Annotated in this window: 11 protein-coding genes; 4 read left to right on the plus strand and 7 right to left on the minus strand. The window is 40.0% G+C overall.

Annotation, left to right across the window (positions count from 1 at the left end):
• The first annotated feature begins 2 nt into the window (after window positions 1-2).
• The 4 genes from LCM02_RS15565 to LCM02_RS15580 all read left to right on the plus strand — a co-directional run bounded on the left by LCM02_RS15565 (window position 3) and on the right by LCM02_RS15580 (window position 6,127).
• Window positions 3-1,007, plus strand: a complete 1,005-nt coding sequence (locus tag LCM02_RS15565) for a GRP family sugar transporter (RefSeq protein WP_224932084.1) — start codon at window positions 3-5, stop codon at window positions 1,005-1,007.
• A 6-nt stretch (window positions 1,008-1,013) separates the two neighbouring features.
• The gene (gene rbsK / locus LCM02_RS15570) at window positions 1,014-1,925 is read left to right on the plus strand and encodes a ribokinase (RefSeq protein WP_224932086.1); all 912 of its coding nucleotides are present in this window, start codon (window positions 1,014-1,016) and stop codon (window positions 1,923-1,925) included.
• A gap of 131 nt (window positions 1,926-2,056) precedes the next feature.
• The gene (locus tag LCM02_RS15575; RefSeq protein WP_224932088.1) at window positions 2,057-3,670 is read left to right on the plus strand and encodes an MFS transporter; all 1,614 of its coding nucleotides are present in this window, start codon (window positions 2,057-2,059) and stop codon (window positions 3,668-3,670) included.
• A gap of 21 nt (window positions 3,671-3,691) precedes the next feature.
• Complete coding sequence (locus LCM02_RS15580; RefSeq protein WP_224932090.1) at window positions 3,692-6,127, plus strand: GH36-type glycosyl hydrolase domain-containing protein; 2,436 nt, start codon at window positions 3,692-3,694, stop codon at window positions 6,125-6,127.
• 57 nt (window positions 6,128-6,184) lie between these two features.
• On the opposite strand, the gene LCM02_RS15585 is transcribed toward LCM02_RS15580, so the two are convergent.
• From LCM02_RS15585 to LCM02_RS15615, 7 genes are all read right to left on the minus strand, one after another.
• The gene (locus LCM02_RS15585) at window positions 6,185-7,057 is read right to left on the minus strand and encodes a helix-turn-helix domain-containing protein (protein ID WP_224932092.1); all 873 of its coding nucleotides are present in this window, start codon (window positions 7,055-7,057) and stop codon (window positions 6,185-6,187) included.
• A 550-nt stretch (window positions 7,058-7,607) separates the two neighbouring features.
• Window positions 7,608-8,360, minus strand: coding sequence for a head GIN domain-containing protein (locus LCM02_RS15590; protein ID WP_224932094.1), 753 nt, complete (start codon window positions 8,358-8,360; stop codon window positions 7,608-7,610).
• A 100-nt stretch (window positions 8,361-8,460) separates the two neighbouring features.
• Window positions 8,461-10,158: an adenylate/guanylate cyclase domain-containing protein gene (locus tag LCM02_RS15595; RefSeq protein WP_224932096.1), complete on the minus strand. Its 1,698-nt coding sequence runs from the start codon at window positions 10,156-10,158 to the stop codon at window positions 8,461-8,463.
• Window position 10,159: 1 nt separating this feature from the next.
• Window positions 10,160-10,537, minus strand: a complete 378-nt coding sequence (locus LCM02_RS15600) for a response regulator transcription factor (protein ID WP_224932098.1) — start codon at window positions 10,535-10,537, stop codon at window positions 10,160-10,162.
• Window positions 10,538-10,564: 27 nt separating this feature from the next.
• Window positions 10,565-14,956, minus strand: coding sequence for a response regulator (locus LCM02_RS15605; protein ID WP_224932100.1), 4,392 nt, complete (start codon window positions 14,954-14,956; stop codon window positions 10,565-10,567).
• 126 nt (window positions 14,957-15,082) lie between these two features.
• Window positions 15,083-17,299, minus strand: coding sequence for a xanthine dehydrogenase family protein molybdopterin-binding subunit (locus LCM02_RS15610; protein WP_224932109.1), 2,217 nt, complete (start codon window positions 17,297-17,299; stop codon window positions 15,083-15,085).
• Between the two features lie 59 nt (window positions 17,300-17,358).
• Window positions 17,359-17,823: a (2Fe-2S)-binding protein gene (locus tag LCM02_RS15615; RefSeq protein ID WP_224932111.1), complete on the minus strand. Its 465-nt coding sequence runs from the start codon at window positions 17,821-17,823 to the stop codon at window positions 17,359-17,361.
• Window positions 17,824-17,854: the final 31 nt, after the last annotated feature.

Raw genomic sequence — 17,854 nt, forward strand, 5'->3', positions numbered from 1 at the left:
TTATGGTCATAATAGAATCCTTTACTACGGCAGTGGTATTGCTTATCATAACAATGTTGTGCTGGGGTTCTTGGGCAAATACGCAGAAACTTGCATCCAAATCCTGGCCCTTCCAACTCTTTTACTGGGATTATGTTATAGGGATTCTGTTCTGTTCACTGATATTGGGTTTAACCATGGGGAGTATCGGAGAGGAAGGACGTCCTTTTGTTGACGACCTTCTTCAGGCTGATTTCTCGTCCTTTCTGTCTGCTTTTATAGGCGGGGTCATCTTTAATATAGCTAACATTTTATTGGTTGCAGCTATCGATATTGCGGGAATGGCGGTTGCTTTTCCGATAGGAATTGGTCTGGCACTTGTCATTGGGGTTGTTGTAAATTACATCAAATACCCTGTAGGAGACCCCTTGTTTTTGTTTGCAGGTGTTTTTTTGGTGGTGGTTGCCATATTAATGGATGCTAAAGCCTATAAAAATATCTCTAAAGGCGATAGTCAAATTTCTCGTAAAGGAATACTTCTATCTCTTTCCGCCGGTGTTTTGATGGGATTCTTTTTCAGATTTGTCGCTGATTCTATGGTAACCGACAACTTGAGTCCCGAGAAGGGTAAGTTTACTGCATATGGAGCATTTTTTGTGTTTGCTCTTGGAATTTATGCATCCAATTTTCTATGGAATTCATATGTTATGGCTAAACCATTTTCAGGAAAACCGGTTAAGTACAGGGAGTATTTTTTAAATGGAAATTTAAAGTTACACAGTATTGGATGGTTAGGTGGTATGATTTGGGCCATCGGAATGTCCTTTAGCCTTATAGCCTCTGAACAGGCGGGCTTCGCCATTTCTTACGGTTTAGGCCAGGGGGCAACCATGGTAGCTGCCATATGGGGCGTTTTTGTCTGGAAGGAATTTAAGAATGCAGATCAAAAAACACAAAGAATGATCAATTGGATGTTCGTTTTTTTCATAGTGGGTCTAATCTCTATAATCTATGCCAGACTAAAATAAGATCTTATGAAAAAAATACTTGTAATCGGTAGTTCCAATACGGATCTGGTCATCAAAACTTCACAGTTTCCGGTACCCGGAGAAACGGTTATCGGAGGAGTATTTAATACGTTCGCGGGAGGTAAAGGTGCAAATCAGGCGGTTGCAGCAAAACGCCTGGGAGCAGAGGTGACCTTTCTTGCCTGCCTGGGTCAGGACGATTTTGGGCGAAAGGCGATTCAGGATTATAAAAATGAAGGTATTGATACCCTTTATATCTCGATGGACAGAGATCATCCCACCGGAGTAGCTTCCATAATCATTAACGAAAATGGAGAAAATTCAATCGTGGTGGCACCGGGTGCAAATAACATGCTTTCCAGGAAGGATGTAAAGAGAATCATACCCGTTATGGAAATTGTTGATATGGTATTGGTTCAACTGGAGGTTCCTATCGAAACGATCGATTACGCAATTAGAAAGGCTCATAAGCTGAACAAAAAAGTTATTCTTAATCCTGCGCCGGCAACGACGTTAAATGACGATCTATATAATTGCATTGATGTAATTACACCAAATGAATCTGAAACGGAACTAATTTTAGGTAAAAAAGTATCAGATATAGAATCGGCTTTAGATGCTGCACAGATTTTTCTGGACAAGGGGGTCAAGAATGTTATAATTACCCTTGGAGAAAGGGGGGCTTTTTTTAAAAACGCTGATGAAGAGTTTCTTGTTCCGGCCTTCAAAACGGATGTGGTTGATACCACTGCAGCAGGCGACACTTTCAACGGCGCTCTGGCTGTGGCCTTATCAGAAGGCATGAACTGGAGAGAGGCAATACGGTTTTCAAATCAGGCTGCGGCGATTAGTGTGACACGGTTGGGAGCTCAAAGTTCAATACCTTTTCGAAGGGAAGTTGAATCTTTCAAGGAATAATTTCAAATCTTTCAAGGAATAATTTTAAATCTTTAATTTTTCAATAAAAGCATTCGTTAATGACAAAATAGTATTAATAGTTTTGTCAGGAGATATGTAATTTTGAAACGCAAATATTAAGACCCATTAACATGTCAGAATCTAATAAGTTATCCATCAGGGAAAAGCTAGGCTATGCCCTTGGAGATGGTGCGGCCAATATAGCCTGGAGGGGAGTAGCTACTTTTCTTTTTATTTTTTATACTGATGTATTTGGTCTAAGCCCTGTAACAGTCGGTGTATTAATGTTGGTGGCACGTTTCAGTGATGGTATCAGCGATGTTTTGATGGGAGTAATTGGTGACCGAACGAATTCCAAATATGGTAAATTTCGACCTTGGATTCTATGGACTGCTGTTCCATTGGGGGTGATTCTTGCCTTATTGTTTACTTCTCCGGAATTGGGAGATTCTGGTAAAATAGTATATGCCTACATCACCTATATATTTTTCACATTAATTTATACGGCAAACAATATTCCTTACGGCGCTCTAATGGCCGTTATGACCGGAGATGATAAGGAGAGAACAAGCCTGGGTTCATATCGAATGGTGGGTGCGTTTGGAGGTGGAATGCTGGTCCAGGGGGCCTTGTTGTTTTTGGTAGCCTATTTTGGTAATGTAAATCCTGAAATTGCCATTGACCAGTTGGAAGAAGAGAAATTTAAGGTAACGGTTTCGGCGCCAACGGATGTTGCCAGCGTAAATATTAAAACTGAAAACGGTATTGCGGATTTTGTATGGGAAAGCCCTGAAATGAAGGCTAAAGATAATGAGCCGACCCATGCTAAAAGCTTCAAAATGGAAGCTGATAAAGAATACACATTTATCGTAACAGGTGAACCAAATATTGGTGAAGGCAGTATTTCACTCATTGACCAGAAAAGAGGTTATAGCAATTCAATGTACATCATGGCTTTCTTTTTAAGCCTGTTCATGTTTATTACCTTTTATTCTACCAAAGAAAGAATTCAACCCCCCAAATCCCAGAAGAACAACCTGAAAAGAGATTTGAAAGACCTGGTAACCAATAAACCCTGGCTGGTCCTTCTTGTGATCGGTTTATTGTTCAATGTTTATAATTCGATCAAGCAGGGTATCGTTATCATTTATTTTACTCATTATTTGAATAACCAGCTTCTGGCTGCCTCATTTCTTGTTGCCCTGATGCTGGCTTCGGTTGCAGGGGCAATGGCAACCGCTCCATTGGGAAAAAGGTTTGGGAAAAGAAATCTGTTCATTGCTGCTTTACTCTTTTCGGGAGGTGTCAATTCCCTGTTCTTTTTCCTTGGGCCTACAGATGTTGAAGCTGTATTCACTATAGGAGTCATCTCAGAGTTTGCCTCAGCTATTTTCCCAACCCTGTTTTTTGTGATGTTAGGGGATGCTGCGGATTATTCAGAGTTTAAGAACGGACGAAGGGCAACAGGTCTTATTTATTCGGCCGGGTCATTTGCCACAAAGTTTGGTGGTGGAATCGCAGGTGCGATCATAGGTTTTGTTCTTGGAGCTTTTGCCTATGACGGGCAAAATGCCAGTTCGATCGAAGGAGCCATTCCCGGCATTATCATGCTGATGAGTTGGATTCCCGCGGTGATTACAGTTATTGCCGCAGTATTTATGTTGATCTATCCTTTAAATCAAAAGAAGATCGATGAGGTAACCACAGAATTAAATAACCGAAGACTTCAGGAAAGTCAAAATTAGAAACACAATAAATATAAAGCGATGAAATACGGTCATTTTGACGATGCGAACAGAGAATATGTGATCACGGATCCTAAAACTCCATATCCGTGGATTAATTATCTTGGAAACGAAGATTTCTTCTCATTGACTTCAAACACTGGTGGAGGTTATACCTTTTACAAGGATGCAAAATTCAGGAGATTAACGCGTTACAGATATAACAATGTTCCTGTAGACGACGGAGGAAAGTACTTTTATATCAAGGATGGCGATACGGTCTGGTCCCCTGGCTGGAAACCGGTGAAAACGGAGCTTGATCAGTACGAGTGCCGCCACGGAATGAGTTACACCAAATTCAAAGGGGCTAAAAATGGGGTGACGGCTGAAGTATTGCAATTCATTCCCCTGGGTTTTTGGGGTGAAATTCAAAAGTTCAGTTTAAAAAATGAAAGTCAGGAAGTAAAAAATTTAAAACTGTTTTCTTTTATTGAATGGTGCCTTTGGAATGCGGAAGATGACATGACGAATTTTCAGCGAAATTTCAATACGGGTGAAGTTGAAATAGAGGACAGCGTAATTTATCATAAGACAGAATTTAAGGAAAGACGTAATCATTATGCCTTTTATTCTGTAAACAGTGATATTCAGGGTTTTGATACGGATCGGGAAACCTTTGTAGGACTTTACAATGGTTTTGATGCTCCTGATGCCGTTTCAGAAGGAGCTCCAGGAAATTCTGTGGCCCATGGCTGGTCACCCATCGCTTCGCATTACCTGGAAATTGAATTACAGCCCGGAGAGCAAAGAGACTTCATCTTTATGTTGGGTTATGTGGAAGTTTCAGAAGAAGAAAAATGGGAAGCTAAATCAGTGATCAACAAACTTCCCGCCAAGGAAATGATCAAAAAGTTTGATACGGTTGCCAAAGTGGATCAGGCTTATGATGAACTACGAACCTATTGGGATGATCTGTTAAATACCATTTCGATTCAGTCAGGGGATGAAAGGCTGGACAGAATGGTAAATATTTGGAACCAGTACCAGTGTATGGTGACCTTTAACATGTCACGTTCGGCTTCATTTTTTGAATCTGGAATAGGGCGTGGAATGGGATTCAGGGATTCTAATCAGGACCTGATCGGATTTGTACACCAGATACCGGAAAGAGCCCGTGAAAGAATTTTTGACATTGCCTCGACTCAGTTTGAGGACGGTTCATGTTATCATCAATATCAGCCCCTGACAAAAAAAGGAAATTCAGCTATCGGAGGTGACTTTAACGACGATCCTTTGTGGTTGATCCTTTCCACGACGGCCTATATCAAAGAAACCGGAGATTTTTCTCTTTTGGATGAGATGGTGCCATTTGATAATGATGCTTCAAGGGCTAAACCCCATTTTGATCATTTGACAGCCTCATTTTATCATGTTGTCAATAATTTGGGCCCTCATAAACTGCCTTTGATCGGGAGAGCCGATTGGAATGACTGTTTAAACCTGAATTGTTTTTCAAGTGATCCTAATGAATCTTTTCAAACCACAGGAAACAAAAAAGGAGATACAGCAGAATCACTTATGATTGCAGGGCTATTTGTGGTCTATGGTAAAGAATATGTTGATTTGTGCAGGTATATCGGGAAAAATGAAGAGGCTGATAAAGCGGAAGGACATGTAAATGACATGATCGAAGCTGTTAAGCAACATGGATGGGATGGCGACTGGTATCTAAGAGCCTATGATTATTATGGTAAAAAGATCGGGACCAATGAAAACGAGGAAGGAAAGATCTTTGTGGAATCTCAGGGCTGGTGCTCTATGGCAGAGATCGGAAAGGATGAGGGTATGGTAACCAAGGCATTGGATTCGGTCAAAGAGCATCTGGACTGTGAATATGGAGTCGTACTTAACTATCCTGCCTTTACCAAGTATCATATTGAATACGGAGAAATTTCAACCTATCCAGCCGGATACAAGGAAAACGGAGGGATCTTTTGCCATAATAACCCGTGGATCATGATTGGAGAAACGATGATTGGCCGAGGAGATAATGCTTATGACTACTACACGAAAATTGCACCGGCTTTTTTAGAGGAAATTTCTGAATTGCATAAGGTTGAGCCTTATGTATACTGTCAGATGATTGCAGGCAAGGAAGCCTTTAAACCCGGAGAGGCCAAAAATTCATGGTTGTCGGGAACGGCTTCATGGAACTTTTATGCGATCACGCAGTATATTCTTGGAGTCAGACCTGAATATGACGGTTTGAAAGTAGATCCTTGTATACCTAAGAAGTGGGACGGATTCCATATGCAAAGGAAATTCCGGGGAGCCACTTATAATTTAGAAATTAAGAATCCTGATCATGTAAGTAAAGGTGTAAAAGAGATCCTTGTTAACGGAGAAAAATTAAACTCAACTATAATTCCACTACTTGAGAAAGGTAAGAACCATAAAGTCGAAATAATAATGGGATAAAGGGCTTTTGTTTTTACTGAAAGAAACTCCCAATGGTCCTGGCCACTGGGAGTTTTCTTATAATACTCTTTGCATACCTACGAATTCCTTTCTAAATTCACTTGGAGTACAGTCTTTGGACTTCTTAAAGATTCGGTTAAAATTGGCAATATTATTAAAACCACACTGAAAACTGATTTCTCCTATACTTTTTTCTGATTCAATAAGCCATCGACTGGCATAGCTGATTCGTGTATCGTTCACATAGTTTATAAAAGTTTTACCCGTCCTCTTTTTAATGAACCTGTTAAAGGAGACAGGGCTCATATTTACCAGTTGTGAAATCTCATTCAATCCTATTTTTCGATGATAATTTTCCTGGATATATTCATAAACTTTTTTGATCCTTTCACTGTTCTGAAAATCATTCATCTCTGAAAATTGTGTCGACAGGAGAGTTTGATCTTCCGACAAGGCGAGATCATTCAGTATAGAAATGAATTCCAGAAAATACTGAATACCATGCAATTTAGAAAGCACCATCAACCGCGGCATGATCTCGGCGGTGGTTTCCTGAGAAAATAGGATACCATGTTTGGATCTGTTGAACATTTCCCTGATACTTTTAAAAATCCGCCTTGAAAGCATTTTATCATTGAGCAGGTCCTGTTGAATGTGAACAGTGATCTCGTAAATTTCCTTGCAGGTACACTGATTCAATTCCCAGCCATGGATAAGATTAGGGCCTACAAGAACAAGTTCCATATCGTCAATTACGCTGGTATGATCACCCACGATCCTGCGAACTCCTTTGCCCTTGTAGATAAAATTCAATTCAAATTCAGGATGAAAATGTATTGGAAAATCAAAGTCATCTTTTACTCTTTCATATACTAAAAAACTATCTTCCGGGCTTAATTGTGTTATTTCTCTGTGTACGCGATTCCTCATGGTTCATCTAAACTGCTGAAAGATCAATAAATGATCAATAAATGATCAAAAATTGACAAAATAATATTAATGTTTCTTGCGGGCTCCAAATATATTGTAATTTTTTTAAATTTAGATGTTTTGAGAAACTTTGATTCTTATGAAGTTGCTAAGTAGATCATTACCAGTTTCATACCGTTTTTGTTTTAATATTCATTTTGCGTGCAACGGGAGAATTGTATGCAAAGGATCAAAATTCTTCTGAAGAAAAAGTGATAAAATCCGATCAGTCCAATCGGACCGATATTGAGTAAAATATCGATAGTTTTTTGTCGCTTTTTACCTAAAATAAAAGGTAGTTGTGTATTATTAGCGGTCAAAGAATTAAAGGCCCTTAAAACATTCAGGCTATAACCCGGAGATCAAACCCAGTTAAATGTAGATATATCTGTTCAGGATCTGGCTTTTTAAGATGAATCAATTTCCGACAGGATCATTGAGCCTGGAGGCTATTCTCTTTACATTGGAAATGCCTCAGATAAGATTTATAAAAAAATCAAAATTAGGATTGCTAATTGATTTGATGGATCGTAGCCTCTCCCAGGACAAGCCCTCTGTTGACCATCGGACTTCCTTTGTAATGAATGGAGGCCTCTCCATAGGCCGTAACTTTTAATTCGTCTGATACCTTGAGTTTGATCTTACCTTCTCCGTAAGCGGTTACTTTGGCGGTTGTATTCTGCACCCCAAAGGTATTAACTTCTCCCTCACCGTATGAAATGACCTTTTGTCTTTTTGCATTTCCTTCTTTTATTTCAAGATAGGCTTCTCCGTACATGGTAGCGTATAATTCATCGACATCTATTTCATTGAGATATACCTCACCTTCTCCGTAAATTTTCAGCGTAAGTTTGGAGGTTTTCACCGGACTGATGACTTTATGTATTTCTTCACCACGAAGAGATAATTCCACTAATTCCTTATAATAAACCTTAGCAGTTACTTTGGTTCCCTGATAAATCGCCTGTTTACTTTTGTAGTCATCATTCTTTATTTTTTCAGATTTGGTATATACCTTGGCATCGTCAAGATAAATGTGCAGGGTACCTCCCTTAACTTCAACATTGAGTTTATCCATGGAAACATCAATATCTTCAATAACTACAGATTCTCTGTCCGACTTTTCAAAAACAACTTCAATATGGGGGCTGATGATAACTTCATCGAAGGAATCTACATTGAAGGTTTTTTGCTGACCCAGGATCAAAGGCGTCGCTCCAATTAAAAAAAGAAGTACAAAAAGTTTAGTGGCTGTTGTTTTCATAAGGCTAAGTTTCAAATAAATTTCCCGGTAAAGTATTGACCGGGTTCATATATATAGATTTCACTTTCCGGCAATTGTTACAGTTTGAATGAAAAAACTGTTATTTCTTAGTCATGGACTGAACTCCCTTCCAGTCTTCATCTATTTCTTCAGTAATCAGATGTGCGGCCCTGTTGAGGAATAATTTTGCTGTCAGATCTTTTTTATTCTGTTTGAATACCTTTTGAAAGGTAACAGCTGCCATGGCAAATTCCCTCTTGAAATAAAGTCTCATGCCCTCGTCGAAAGTTTCTAGGGTTTTTGATTTGTGTTCAAACAGGGAGTTTTGGTCACCGTTAATGCATTCGTATAATTTGATCGGTTTTTGTTTTCCGATTACCTGTACGGGTCCAAGGTAGCGAAAAACAAATTCTTTAGGATTTGACAAATTCTTCAAACACTTTTCTGTCATCAGTATCGAGGTTGAAAAGTGCTTTGATAGCCCTTCAATTCTCGAGGCTGTATTGACTGTGTCTGAAATGATGGCTGCATCAAGCCTTTCCACGTCCCCTGTAATTCCCATGATCAGGTTACCATTCTGCATTCCGATGCCAACTTTAACCGGTGCCCTTTCCTTCTGTTTTCTGATCTTATTGTAGTCTTCCAGAGATTTATGCATTTCAACTGAAGCTCGCAGCGCATCCTGAGATCCGTCCGGGAACAGCGCCATAAAACCATCTCCGAGATACTGCATGATGAATCCGTTGTTTTGGCGAATGATAGGCCCCATCCGTTTGTTAAAGGCATTGATGAACAAAAAATTATCCTTGGGGCTTAGATTCTCTGAAATACTTGTAAATTCCCTGATATCAACAAACATCACAGTTACTTCCTTTTCCGTGAGGTCTCCCAAGGCTACCTCTGTCAACCTGTTCTTCCCCAGTGATTTGATAAATTCTGTTGGAACAAATTTTTGACTCACGTTGTGGATTCTTTTGATGGCATCCTCTCTTTCCTGGGCTTCTCGCAATCCTTTTTGATACAAGTGGGCGCTTTCAATGGCAACTGCGGACTGAGAAGCAATGGTGGTCAATAATTTCAGGTCAGCGGCCCTGTATTCTTTTTCCTGATCATGCCCCAGAATAACCATGCCCAGGGTTTTGTTTTTAACTTTAAGAGGAGCATACATCATGGCCCTTAAATGTCTTAAAGCCGGGTTTGTCTGGATGATGTCTTTGCTTACAATGGATGAGGTTCCTTTTTTTATAAGATCTTTTAGTCTGTGATTTTGTTCCTGAATGTTTTTCTCTCTATTCGGATCCTTTCCAAATGCAGACAGTATATCAACATGATCTGATTCCTGATTATGTAGAAGAAATAACCCATGTGAAGTATCGAGGATCTGGGAGGCTTCTGAAAGGGCCATTTCAGCTATGGATTTTTCCTCGATGATTTCAGAAAGTTTCTCACTAAAGTCATAAATCATATTTATTTCCCTGTAAAGTCCCAAAACCTCGTTGCCAATATTTTTCTTTTCAAGCTCCTTGTTGACCAGGGAAACAATGAGTTCAGCTATGATCTTTCCTGAGCTTTTATCTGAATAAAGCGTCCCAAAATGAATGTTTTTATGGATCAGTTCAGACTTATTTGATAAATTACCATTCTTGCCCCAAAGGATAGATTTTCTATGATCTTCAAGGGAGAATTCAAGATTCAATTCGTCCGAAAGAGAGACTAGAAGTTCTCTTATTTTTTCATCTTTTAGCAGATGCCTGAGCGCTCTGGTTTTATTTCTTATTTTTTTTTCGGGGCTGGTCATTTTATCGATTCAGAACTTCTTCGGCAACAGATAACATTTCGTCAGGGTCGAAAGGTTTTGTCATATATCGGTCAGCTCCCATTTCAAGCCCTTTCTGCCTGTCAACTTCCTGTCCTTTTGCCGTCAGCAGAATGATATAAACATGAGATAGGTTCAGTTCTTTTTTAACCTTATAACAGACTTCCATACCATTCATTTTTGGCATCATGACATCAAGGAAAACCAGATTAGGTTCTTCTTTTTGGATCAATTCAAGTGCCTGTTCACCATTTTCGGCAAATAAAAGTTCTACTCCGTCATCTTCAAGATCTTCAAGGGTTTGTTCGATGAGCATCCTGATATGCGATTCATCATCAACAATTAATAATTTCTGTTCCATTTTATTTTTTTTCGGTTAAGTTGGATTTTATTCATAAATGAAAAACATTGTGTTTTCCATACCTTTCTGTTTTTTCAGATCCTTTATCATTTTTTGATTCGCGTCAAACACTGAATTCAGCATGATAATATCCGGTTTGGATTGGGTTGCCGTTTCAATTAATTTGTTCGGATCGCTCTCCATTACTTTGTAACCTCTTGCGCTCAGTACATCCGATAGTGTTTTGACTGCTGTGGCATCTTCATCCACAACAAGGACTTTTTTCTTGGAAACACCCTGTTCAAGGAGTTCGTCAACTTCATGGAAAAGCTGTTCCGTATTGATAGGCTTGGTCAGGTACCTGTCTACGCCAATTTTAAGGCCTCGCTCTTTATCCTGCACAATTGATAAAATGATGATTGGAATATCCATGGTAGCAGGATCATTTTTGAGTACCGCAGCAACATCAAAACCGTTTATTTCAGGCATCATCACATCCAGAATGATCAGATCAGGTTTTGACAGCCGGACCATGTCAAGAGCAGCCTTTCCATTCGCCGCTTCTTTTACCTGATAGCCTGCCTCTCCTAATTCCTGTCTCAATAAGGACCTGATAGGAGTATCATCATCTACCACCAGAATTGTCGGGACATTTTTTACATCAGTTAAAGAAGAATGCTTAATCTGCTTTTTGAGACTATTCAAGATACGGTCAAGCTGAATAGGTTGTTCGGCTCCTGATTCTCCCATGGTCGGAATCGTAAAGAAGAATGAGCTACCCACTCCGTGCTCACTTTTCATCCAGATTATACCACCATGATGTTCAATGATCTCTCTGCATATGGGTAAACCAAGTCCGGTTCCTTTAGGTTTATCCGTCAATGTATCCCCGGCCTGACGAAAACGTTCAAAGATTTTATGCTTGTCTTCTTCTGCTATACCAATACCCGTGTCCTGTACCTCCACCATGATCTGCCCATTATCTAAATAGGCTTCAATACTCACTTTTCCTTTGTCCGTAAATTTAACTGCATTGGATAACAGGTTGATCACTACCTGAATCAGCTTGTCTTCATCGGCACTGACAATTGGAAGGTCGGGACTTATATTGGTTTTCAGTTTTAAATTCTTTTCTTCGAATAGAGCTGAGGTGCTGGCGATAGCTCTGCTAATCACATCCTGCAAAAAGACGGGCCTTAAATGCCATTCCATGCGGCCGGATTCTATTTTTGCCAGATCAAGGACATCATTAATCAAATTCGTTAATCGCTCTCCCTCTGAAACTACAACATTAAGGTTTTCACTTACCTGTTTCATGGTTCTCTTAATCTTCTGATCTTCCACATTGACTGAAGGAAAAATCTTGTCCTCCAGTCTTTTTCGAATAATTTTTGCAAAACCCAGAACCGAAGTAAGAGGGGTTCTCAATTCGTGACTTACCGTAGACAAGAATGCCGATTTGGCCTCATTGGCATCTTCCGCCTTAGCTTTTGCCTCTTTAGCTTCTTCATAGAGCTCAGCGTTATGTAGTGCAACGCCGACATTAATTGCAATAGTACTAAGCAGGCTTTTGTCTTCTTCGGTGAATCTGCTTGCCTGTTTCGTACTTTGTACACTCAGGACCCCTATGATTGTATCCTCCACAGGGATAGGTACCCCTAAATATGAAATTGCTCTTTTACCCGTTTGCTCCACACCAATTTTATCGTAGGTAGCCATAATGTCTTTATCCTGATTGATCAGTAATGACTCTCCTGTTTTGATAATACTGGAAGTAAGCCCTTCCCCATATTTCATCGGTGGCATAGAATCTCCGTCCTGATATGGAAAATTGATGACCTTTTTATCATTATCGAGAATGGCCAGATAAGTTATATCAGATTTAAACAGGTTTTTCATTTGTTCACCTACCATTTTGATGAGCTCCCCTAATTCCAGTTTTTGAGTCAGTGCCTGACTCACATCATTTACAGTAGCCAGTTCTTCGAGCCTTTGATTTACTTCAGCAGTTCTTTCTTCAACTTTATCTTCCAGGGCTTTTCGCTGATTGATAAGAATACGCGTTCGAGATCTCACGATCACATAAACGAGCAGAAGGAACCCTAATCCGTAAAGAAAATAGGCCCACCAGGTTCTGTACCAGGGAGGGATTATAGTGAAATCAAATATGGCCTCATCAGTCTCATCTCCGAACTGGTTTTTTGATTTAACCTTAAAAGCGTATTTCCCGGGAGGGAGGTTTATATATTCTCTTGAGGTTTGCTTGCTCCATTCCGACCATTCCGAATCAAGGCCCTCGAGAAAAGTCTTGTATTGAATTTCGTTTTGGGAAATGAAGAGAGGAGCTGCAAATCCTATATTCACATTGTTGTTTTCAAAGGGGATCTGTATTTTTTTCTCCAGTTCCATTCCTCCTGCATACAAGAGAGAATCCCCCGTCATTTTTACGCTTCTTATTAAGGTATTAAAATCGGGAATACTTGATTTCTCAAGCTTACCCTGATACCTGAAAACTCCATCCGGGCTGTTTAACCAGACAACACGGGTTCCGTCAGGCCTTGGTTTTTCAGGTACAATTCCCCAGAGGTTTATATTCCTGAACTCCTGAAAGGCCGAAGAATTCATCTTGTATTTACCATCATCGCCTTTTTCACTGATCACAATCTGACCGTTTACCCTGAACCAAATCTTTCCATCATCATCCTTCAATGGTTTTAGATATCCATCACCATCAATGGTATCCAGGTTCATATAGTAAAATTCGGTCTCCTCAAATTTTAAAGTTTCTTTATTAAAAAGGTACATGAAAGTACTGTCGTTTCGGCCATTGAAAAAATGAATTTCATCGTCATGTTTCCAAAAGCCAAGGCCATCAGAGGGAACTCCATTATCTTCATTAAAGACCTCAAGATTAAGATTGGACAGGTCCAATTTACCATCAACAATTGAAGGTTTTAAACGTCGAATCTCGCCTTCCTCCTCTCCCTCAAACCAAATGTTGCCGTCTACATCTTCATCTACATCCCTGAATGTGCGGATATTTAATTCATCGGTGTTACTTTCAAGTTCGAGTTGCTTTTTATTGTCATTGAAATACATGCTGGCAAATCCTTGATTATGAACAACATATAATCTTTTTGGATCTTTTTCAGAAAACTGGATCCCATTAACTCTAAAATCATAATTTACACTTCTTTTAACATAGCTCCATTTTTCACCTTCTATTTCGATAAGGCCCAGATCCCCGGTACCTGCATAGAGCCTGTTGTTGTATTCGTCAAAGGCTCTTGACTGTCCCATTGTTCCTTCCAGATATTTCACTTTATTTTCCCCGTCTTTTATGTAATAAATACCATTATTCGTTCCTAAATAGAGAATACCTTGATGCTTATATATTCTATGCACAATATTGGATGGTAAACCCATATTAGAATCGATAAGCGTAGTGGAAGTATTTAGATTAATACTTGAAATACCATTAAACAGCATGAGCCACATTACATTACGGGAATCCAGATAAGTGTAACCAACTGAACCGTCTTGCAGACCGTTTTCTGTAGTATATTTTTGAATCAATTTTCCCTGATTATCGATCAGGTAGGCTCCGTTGGAGAAGGTGTTTATAAGGAAGTTCCCATTTTCTAAAGCGGTTCCGGGTAGATAAAGACTGGAACCTATTAGATCATCAATTTCTGTTTTAAATGGAACAAAGTTTTCTCCATCATAAATGAAAAATCCTTGGGTTCTTGTTCCAACCAGCATTTTTTCATCATCATAGGGAAGCATAAGATAAATGCGCTCGTCCGCAAAGCGTTCACCACCGGGTACAAGTTCAAAGGTATCTTCTTCGGTTAAATAACAAAGACCCCGGTTCCAGATTCTTAAATAATAAACACCATGAACAATTTTTCCGACGTGATAATCATCTTCTGAATCAATAACCTTTATAGTCTCGCCATCCCAGCAAAACAGGTGCCTATTCGTTCTGTAAATAATGCGTCCTTTATAATAATCAACCTCCCAGACAGTCTGAAATTCTTTGTATTCGTCGGGGATTTTATCCTTTAATGAGATGAATTTGAAATCTCCATTGGACAATTTTTCCAAATAACCAATATCACCTTCCCGCCCAACATAGATAACCTCGTTCTCATCCTGTACAATACATCTTGCACCAAAGGTTTCATCAATTGTCTTCCAATTCACTCCATCATACTGAAGAACACCACCATTGTTTGCAAAATACATAACACCGTTGCTGTCTTCAAGTGCCCACCAGTTTATCGGGCCACTATTATAGTCTTTATAGGCGTAATTCGTGATCAATGGTCGCCCAATCTGTTCCTGTGAAGTAACAGGGATGTAAGAAAGAAAAATAGTCAGCAAAATAACCATAGACAATACCTTGCCTATGGCATAAAGATTAAAGGGTCGTTTCATAAGTGAAAAGCAGAACAAAATTTGGTTAGTGAAGTTCTTCTGCTTGTCACTAAAATACAAAAAAAATATTATCCTCTGATTCTTAGAATTTTAAAGGATTAATGTTCGTTGATCAAAACTCCATATCTAACCTAACACGCTGGAACTACTACCCATAAACGGCTGATCATAGAAACGTTTACCGGTTGCCTTGTACAAGGCATTCGCCACGGCTCCCATAATAGGAGGGAAAGGAGGTTCACCCAGACCTGTTGGGTCGATTTCATTTTCTACAAAATGTACCTCTATTGCTTTGGGAGCTTCACTGTGCCTGATCAATCTGTATTTATCAAAATTATTCTGCTCAGGAACACCTTCTTTAACCGTTATTTCACTGTACATGGCATGGCCGATCCCATCCACAATTCCTCCTTCGGAAAGGTTAATTGCAGCATCCGGGTTAACCACAATGCCACAGTCAATGGCACAGTGCACTTTTTCCACAACAGGAGCACCATTCTTAACCACCATATCCAGTACCTGGGCCACATAACTGTTGTGACAGAAATAAGCAGATACTCCTCTGTGTACGCCCTCCTGTTCTGAGCCCCAGTTTGATTTTTCCTTAACGAGTTTTAAAACCCCGGCATATCGTTCGACTTCATAATCATTTCGTTCCCCAACTGGAGAATTTTTTGCTTTTTCAAGCAATTCTAAACGAAAATCAATTGGGTCCTTACCCATTTCTTCAGCTAATTCATCCAAGAATGATTGCTCCGCGCCAGCAATAAAATTGGATCTTGGAGCCCTAAATGCCCCAACGCTGATATTCGATTTGGCGGCCCATGATTCGGCAAGATAATTATCAATGGCACCTGCCGGAAAACGATTTGCAAAAAGCGGGCTTTCAGGTATTCCACCGGCTTTAACATGAAAAGCCGTCAGATTATTATTTGCGTCCAGTGCAGCTCTGTATGTGGCCAGATAGGCTGGACGATAAATACCATAAGACATGTCATCCTCTCTCGAGTAAATCAGTTTTACTGGAGCATTCATTTTTTGAGAAATGACAGCTGCTTCAACCAAAAAATGGCCGTAAAGACGCCTTCCGAATCCACCACCCATACGCGTCATATGAATATCTACTTTTTCAAGTGGCAGATCGAGTCTTGCAGCCACAGTTTTTTCCATAAATTCGGGTGTTTGAATTGGTCCAGCGAGTTCTGCCATATCCGGTCTCACATCCGCAAAGAAATTCATAGGTTCCATGGTGTTATGAGCCAGGAACGGACAACTGTAAGTTCTTTCAATAATTTTGGCTGCATTTTTAAAAGCAGATTCAGGATTACCGTCCTTTCTTCTTACTTCCGCTTTTTTTAACTGCATTTCATTCATCAAGGCCTTGTGTCCACTTGTGTTTTCCAGGGCACTTGGAATATTGTCATTTTCTCCTATCGATTCCCACTCGAGTCGTAAGGATTTTTTGGCCTGCATGACTTCCCAGGTTGAATTGCCAACCACGGCTACCAGGTCAGGATAAGTGCTGGTGTCTGACCATTGCAATTTGTAATCATCTTTATAGGTCTTTACTGGAATTACATCTTTGATTCCCGGCATAGCCTTGGCCTGACTGGCATCGAAAGATTTTAATTTCATACCAAAAGCAGGAGGATGTGCGATCATGGCAATGAGCATACCGTCTTTCTTATAATCCAGACCATATAAAGGTTCGCCTGTAACAATTTTCTTTCCATCCACATTTTTCCTTGAAGTTCCGATGATCTTGTAGTCCTTAAGGTCTTTTAAGCGGACCTCTTCCGGAACAGGAATTTCAGCCGCTGCTGAGGCCATTTCACCAAAGCCTGCAGACTTACCACTTTGCTCATGCGATAATACGCCATTTTCGACTGTTATTTCATCCGCGGAAACCTGCCAGGCCTCCGCAGCTGCCTCTTGTAACATACGTCTTGCCGATGCACCTGCCATGCGCAGTGATTCCCAGCCTTGTCTGATACTCTGACTACCACCGGCAAGTTGCCGCGTAAAGAGATCGGTGTCTAAGGGGGCTTGTTCTACGATGACGTTTTTCCAGTCCACGTCCAATTCTTCCGCTACGAGCATCGGCATTGAGGTTTTTACATTTTGCCCAATCTCTGGATTTGGTGACATGATGGTAACCAAACCGTTTTCACCAATTTTAAGGTAGGCATTGATATTGAACCATTCCTTGGGCATATTAACAATCTGTTCAGGTGTTGGTTTACAGGAAGCAAACCAGCTGAAACCAAGCATCATTCCTCCACCTGCCAGTGCTGAACTTTTCAAGAATGATCTTCTGCCGAATGTTGTTTTTACGATTGTCATGATAGTTTATGTTGGTTTATTCAAGTAATGTTTTATGATGATATTCTGAATTCAACTGATCAGGAACTTTTCATTCCGGCTGCAGATTTTATGGCACTTTTAATTCTTGTATAGGTTCCACATCTGCAAATGTTTCCGTCCATTACCGCGTCAATCTCCTCATCGGACGGGTTGGGGTTATTTTTTAAAAATGCGCTTGCAGACATGATTTGACCTGACTGACAATAGCCGCATTGATACACGTCATGTTCCAGCCATGCTTTTTGAACGGGATGGTCACCATTTTCTGACAATCCTTCAATGGTTGTTATTTCCTGATTTCCAATGGAAGATACTGGTAATTGACAGGAACGAACCGCAACTCCTCCTAAATGAATGGTGCAGGTACCACATTGGGCCACTCCACAACCGTATTTTGTTCCCACAAGATCCAAATGATCTCTCAGTACCCATAAAATGGGCGTGGTTGGATCTACATCTACCTGTCGGGTTTTTCCGTTGACGTTAAGTGTGTATTGTGCCATGATCTAATTGATAAAATTAGTTTAACAAGTT

This window comes from Lutimonas saemankumensis (assembly GCF_020171465.1).
In the GTDB taxonomy this organism is placed as follows: domain Bacteria; phylum Bacteroidota; class Bacteroidia; order Flavobacteriales; family Flavobacteriaceae; genus Lutimonas; species Lutimonas saemankumensis.

Excerpts from the sequence above, each read along its gene's own strand:
- LCM02_RS15565 (WP_224932084.1), top strand. The coding sequence starts at position 3 with ATGGTCATAATAGAATCCTTTACTACGGCAGTGGTATTGCTTATCATA.
- rbsK (WP_224932086.1), top strand. The coding sequence starts at position 1,014 with ATGAAAAAAATACTTGTAATCGGTAGTTCCAATACGGATCTGGTCATC.
- LCM02_RS15575 (WP_224932088.1), top strand. The coding sequence starts at position 2,057 with ATGTCAGAATCTAATAAGTTATCCATCAGGGAAAAGCTAGGCTATGCC.
- LCM02_RS15580 (WP_224932090.1), top strand. The coding sequence starts at position 3,692 with ATGAAATACGGTCATTTTGACGATGCGAACAGAGAATATGTGATCACG.
- LCM02_RS15585 (WP_224932092.1), bottom strand. The coding sequence starts at position 7,057 with ATGAGGAATCGCGTACACAGAGAAATAACACAATTAAGCCCGGAAGAT.
- LCM02_RS15590 (WP_224932094.1), bottom strand. The coding sequence starts at position 8,360 with ATGAAAACAACAGCCACTAAACTTTTTGTACTTCTTTTTTTAATTGGA.
- LCM02_RS15595 (WP_224932096.1), bottom strand. The coding sequence starts at position 10,158 with ATGACCAGCCCCGAAAAAAAAATAAGAAATAAAACCAGAGCGCTCAGG.
- LCM02_RS15600 (WP_224932098.1), bottom strand. The coding sequence starts at position 10,537 with ATGGAACAGAAATTATTAATTGTTGATGATGAATCGCATATCAGGATG.
- LCM02_RS15605 (WP_224932100.1), bottom strand. The coding sequence starts at position 14,956 with ATGAAACGACCCTTTAATCTTTATGCCATAGGCAAGGTATTGTCTATG.
- LCM02_RS15610 (WP_224932109.1), bottom strand. The coding sequence starts at position 17,299 with ATGACAATCGTAAAAACAACATTCGGCAGAAGATCATTCTTGAAAAGT.
- LCM02_RS15615 (WP_224932111.1), bottom strand. The coding sequence starts at position 17,823 with ATGGCACAATACACACTTAACGTCAACGGAAAAACCCGACAGGTAGAT.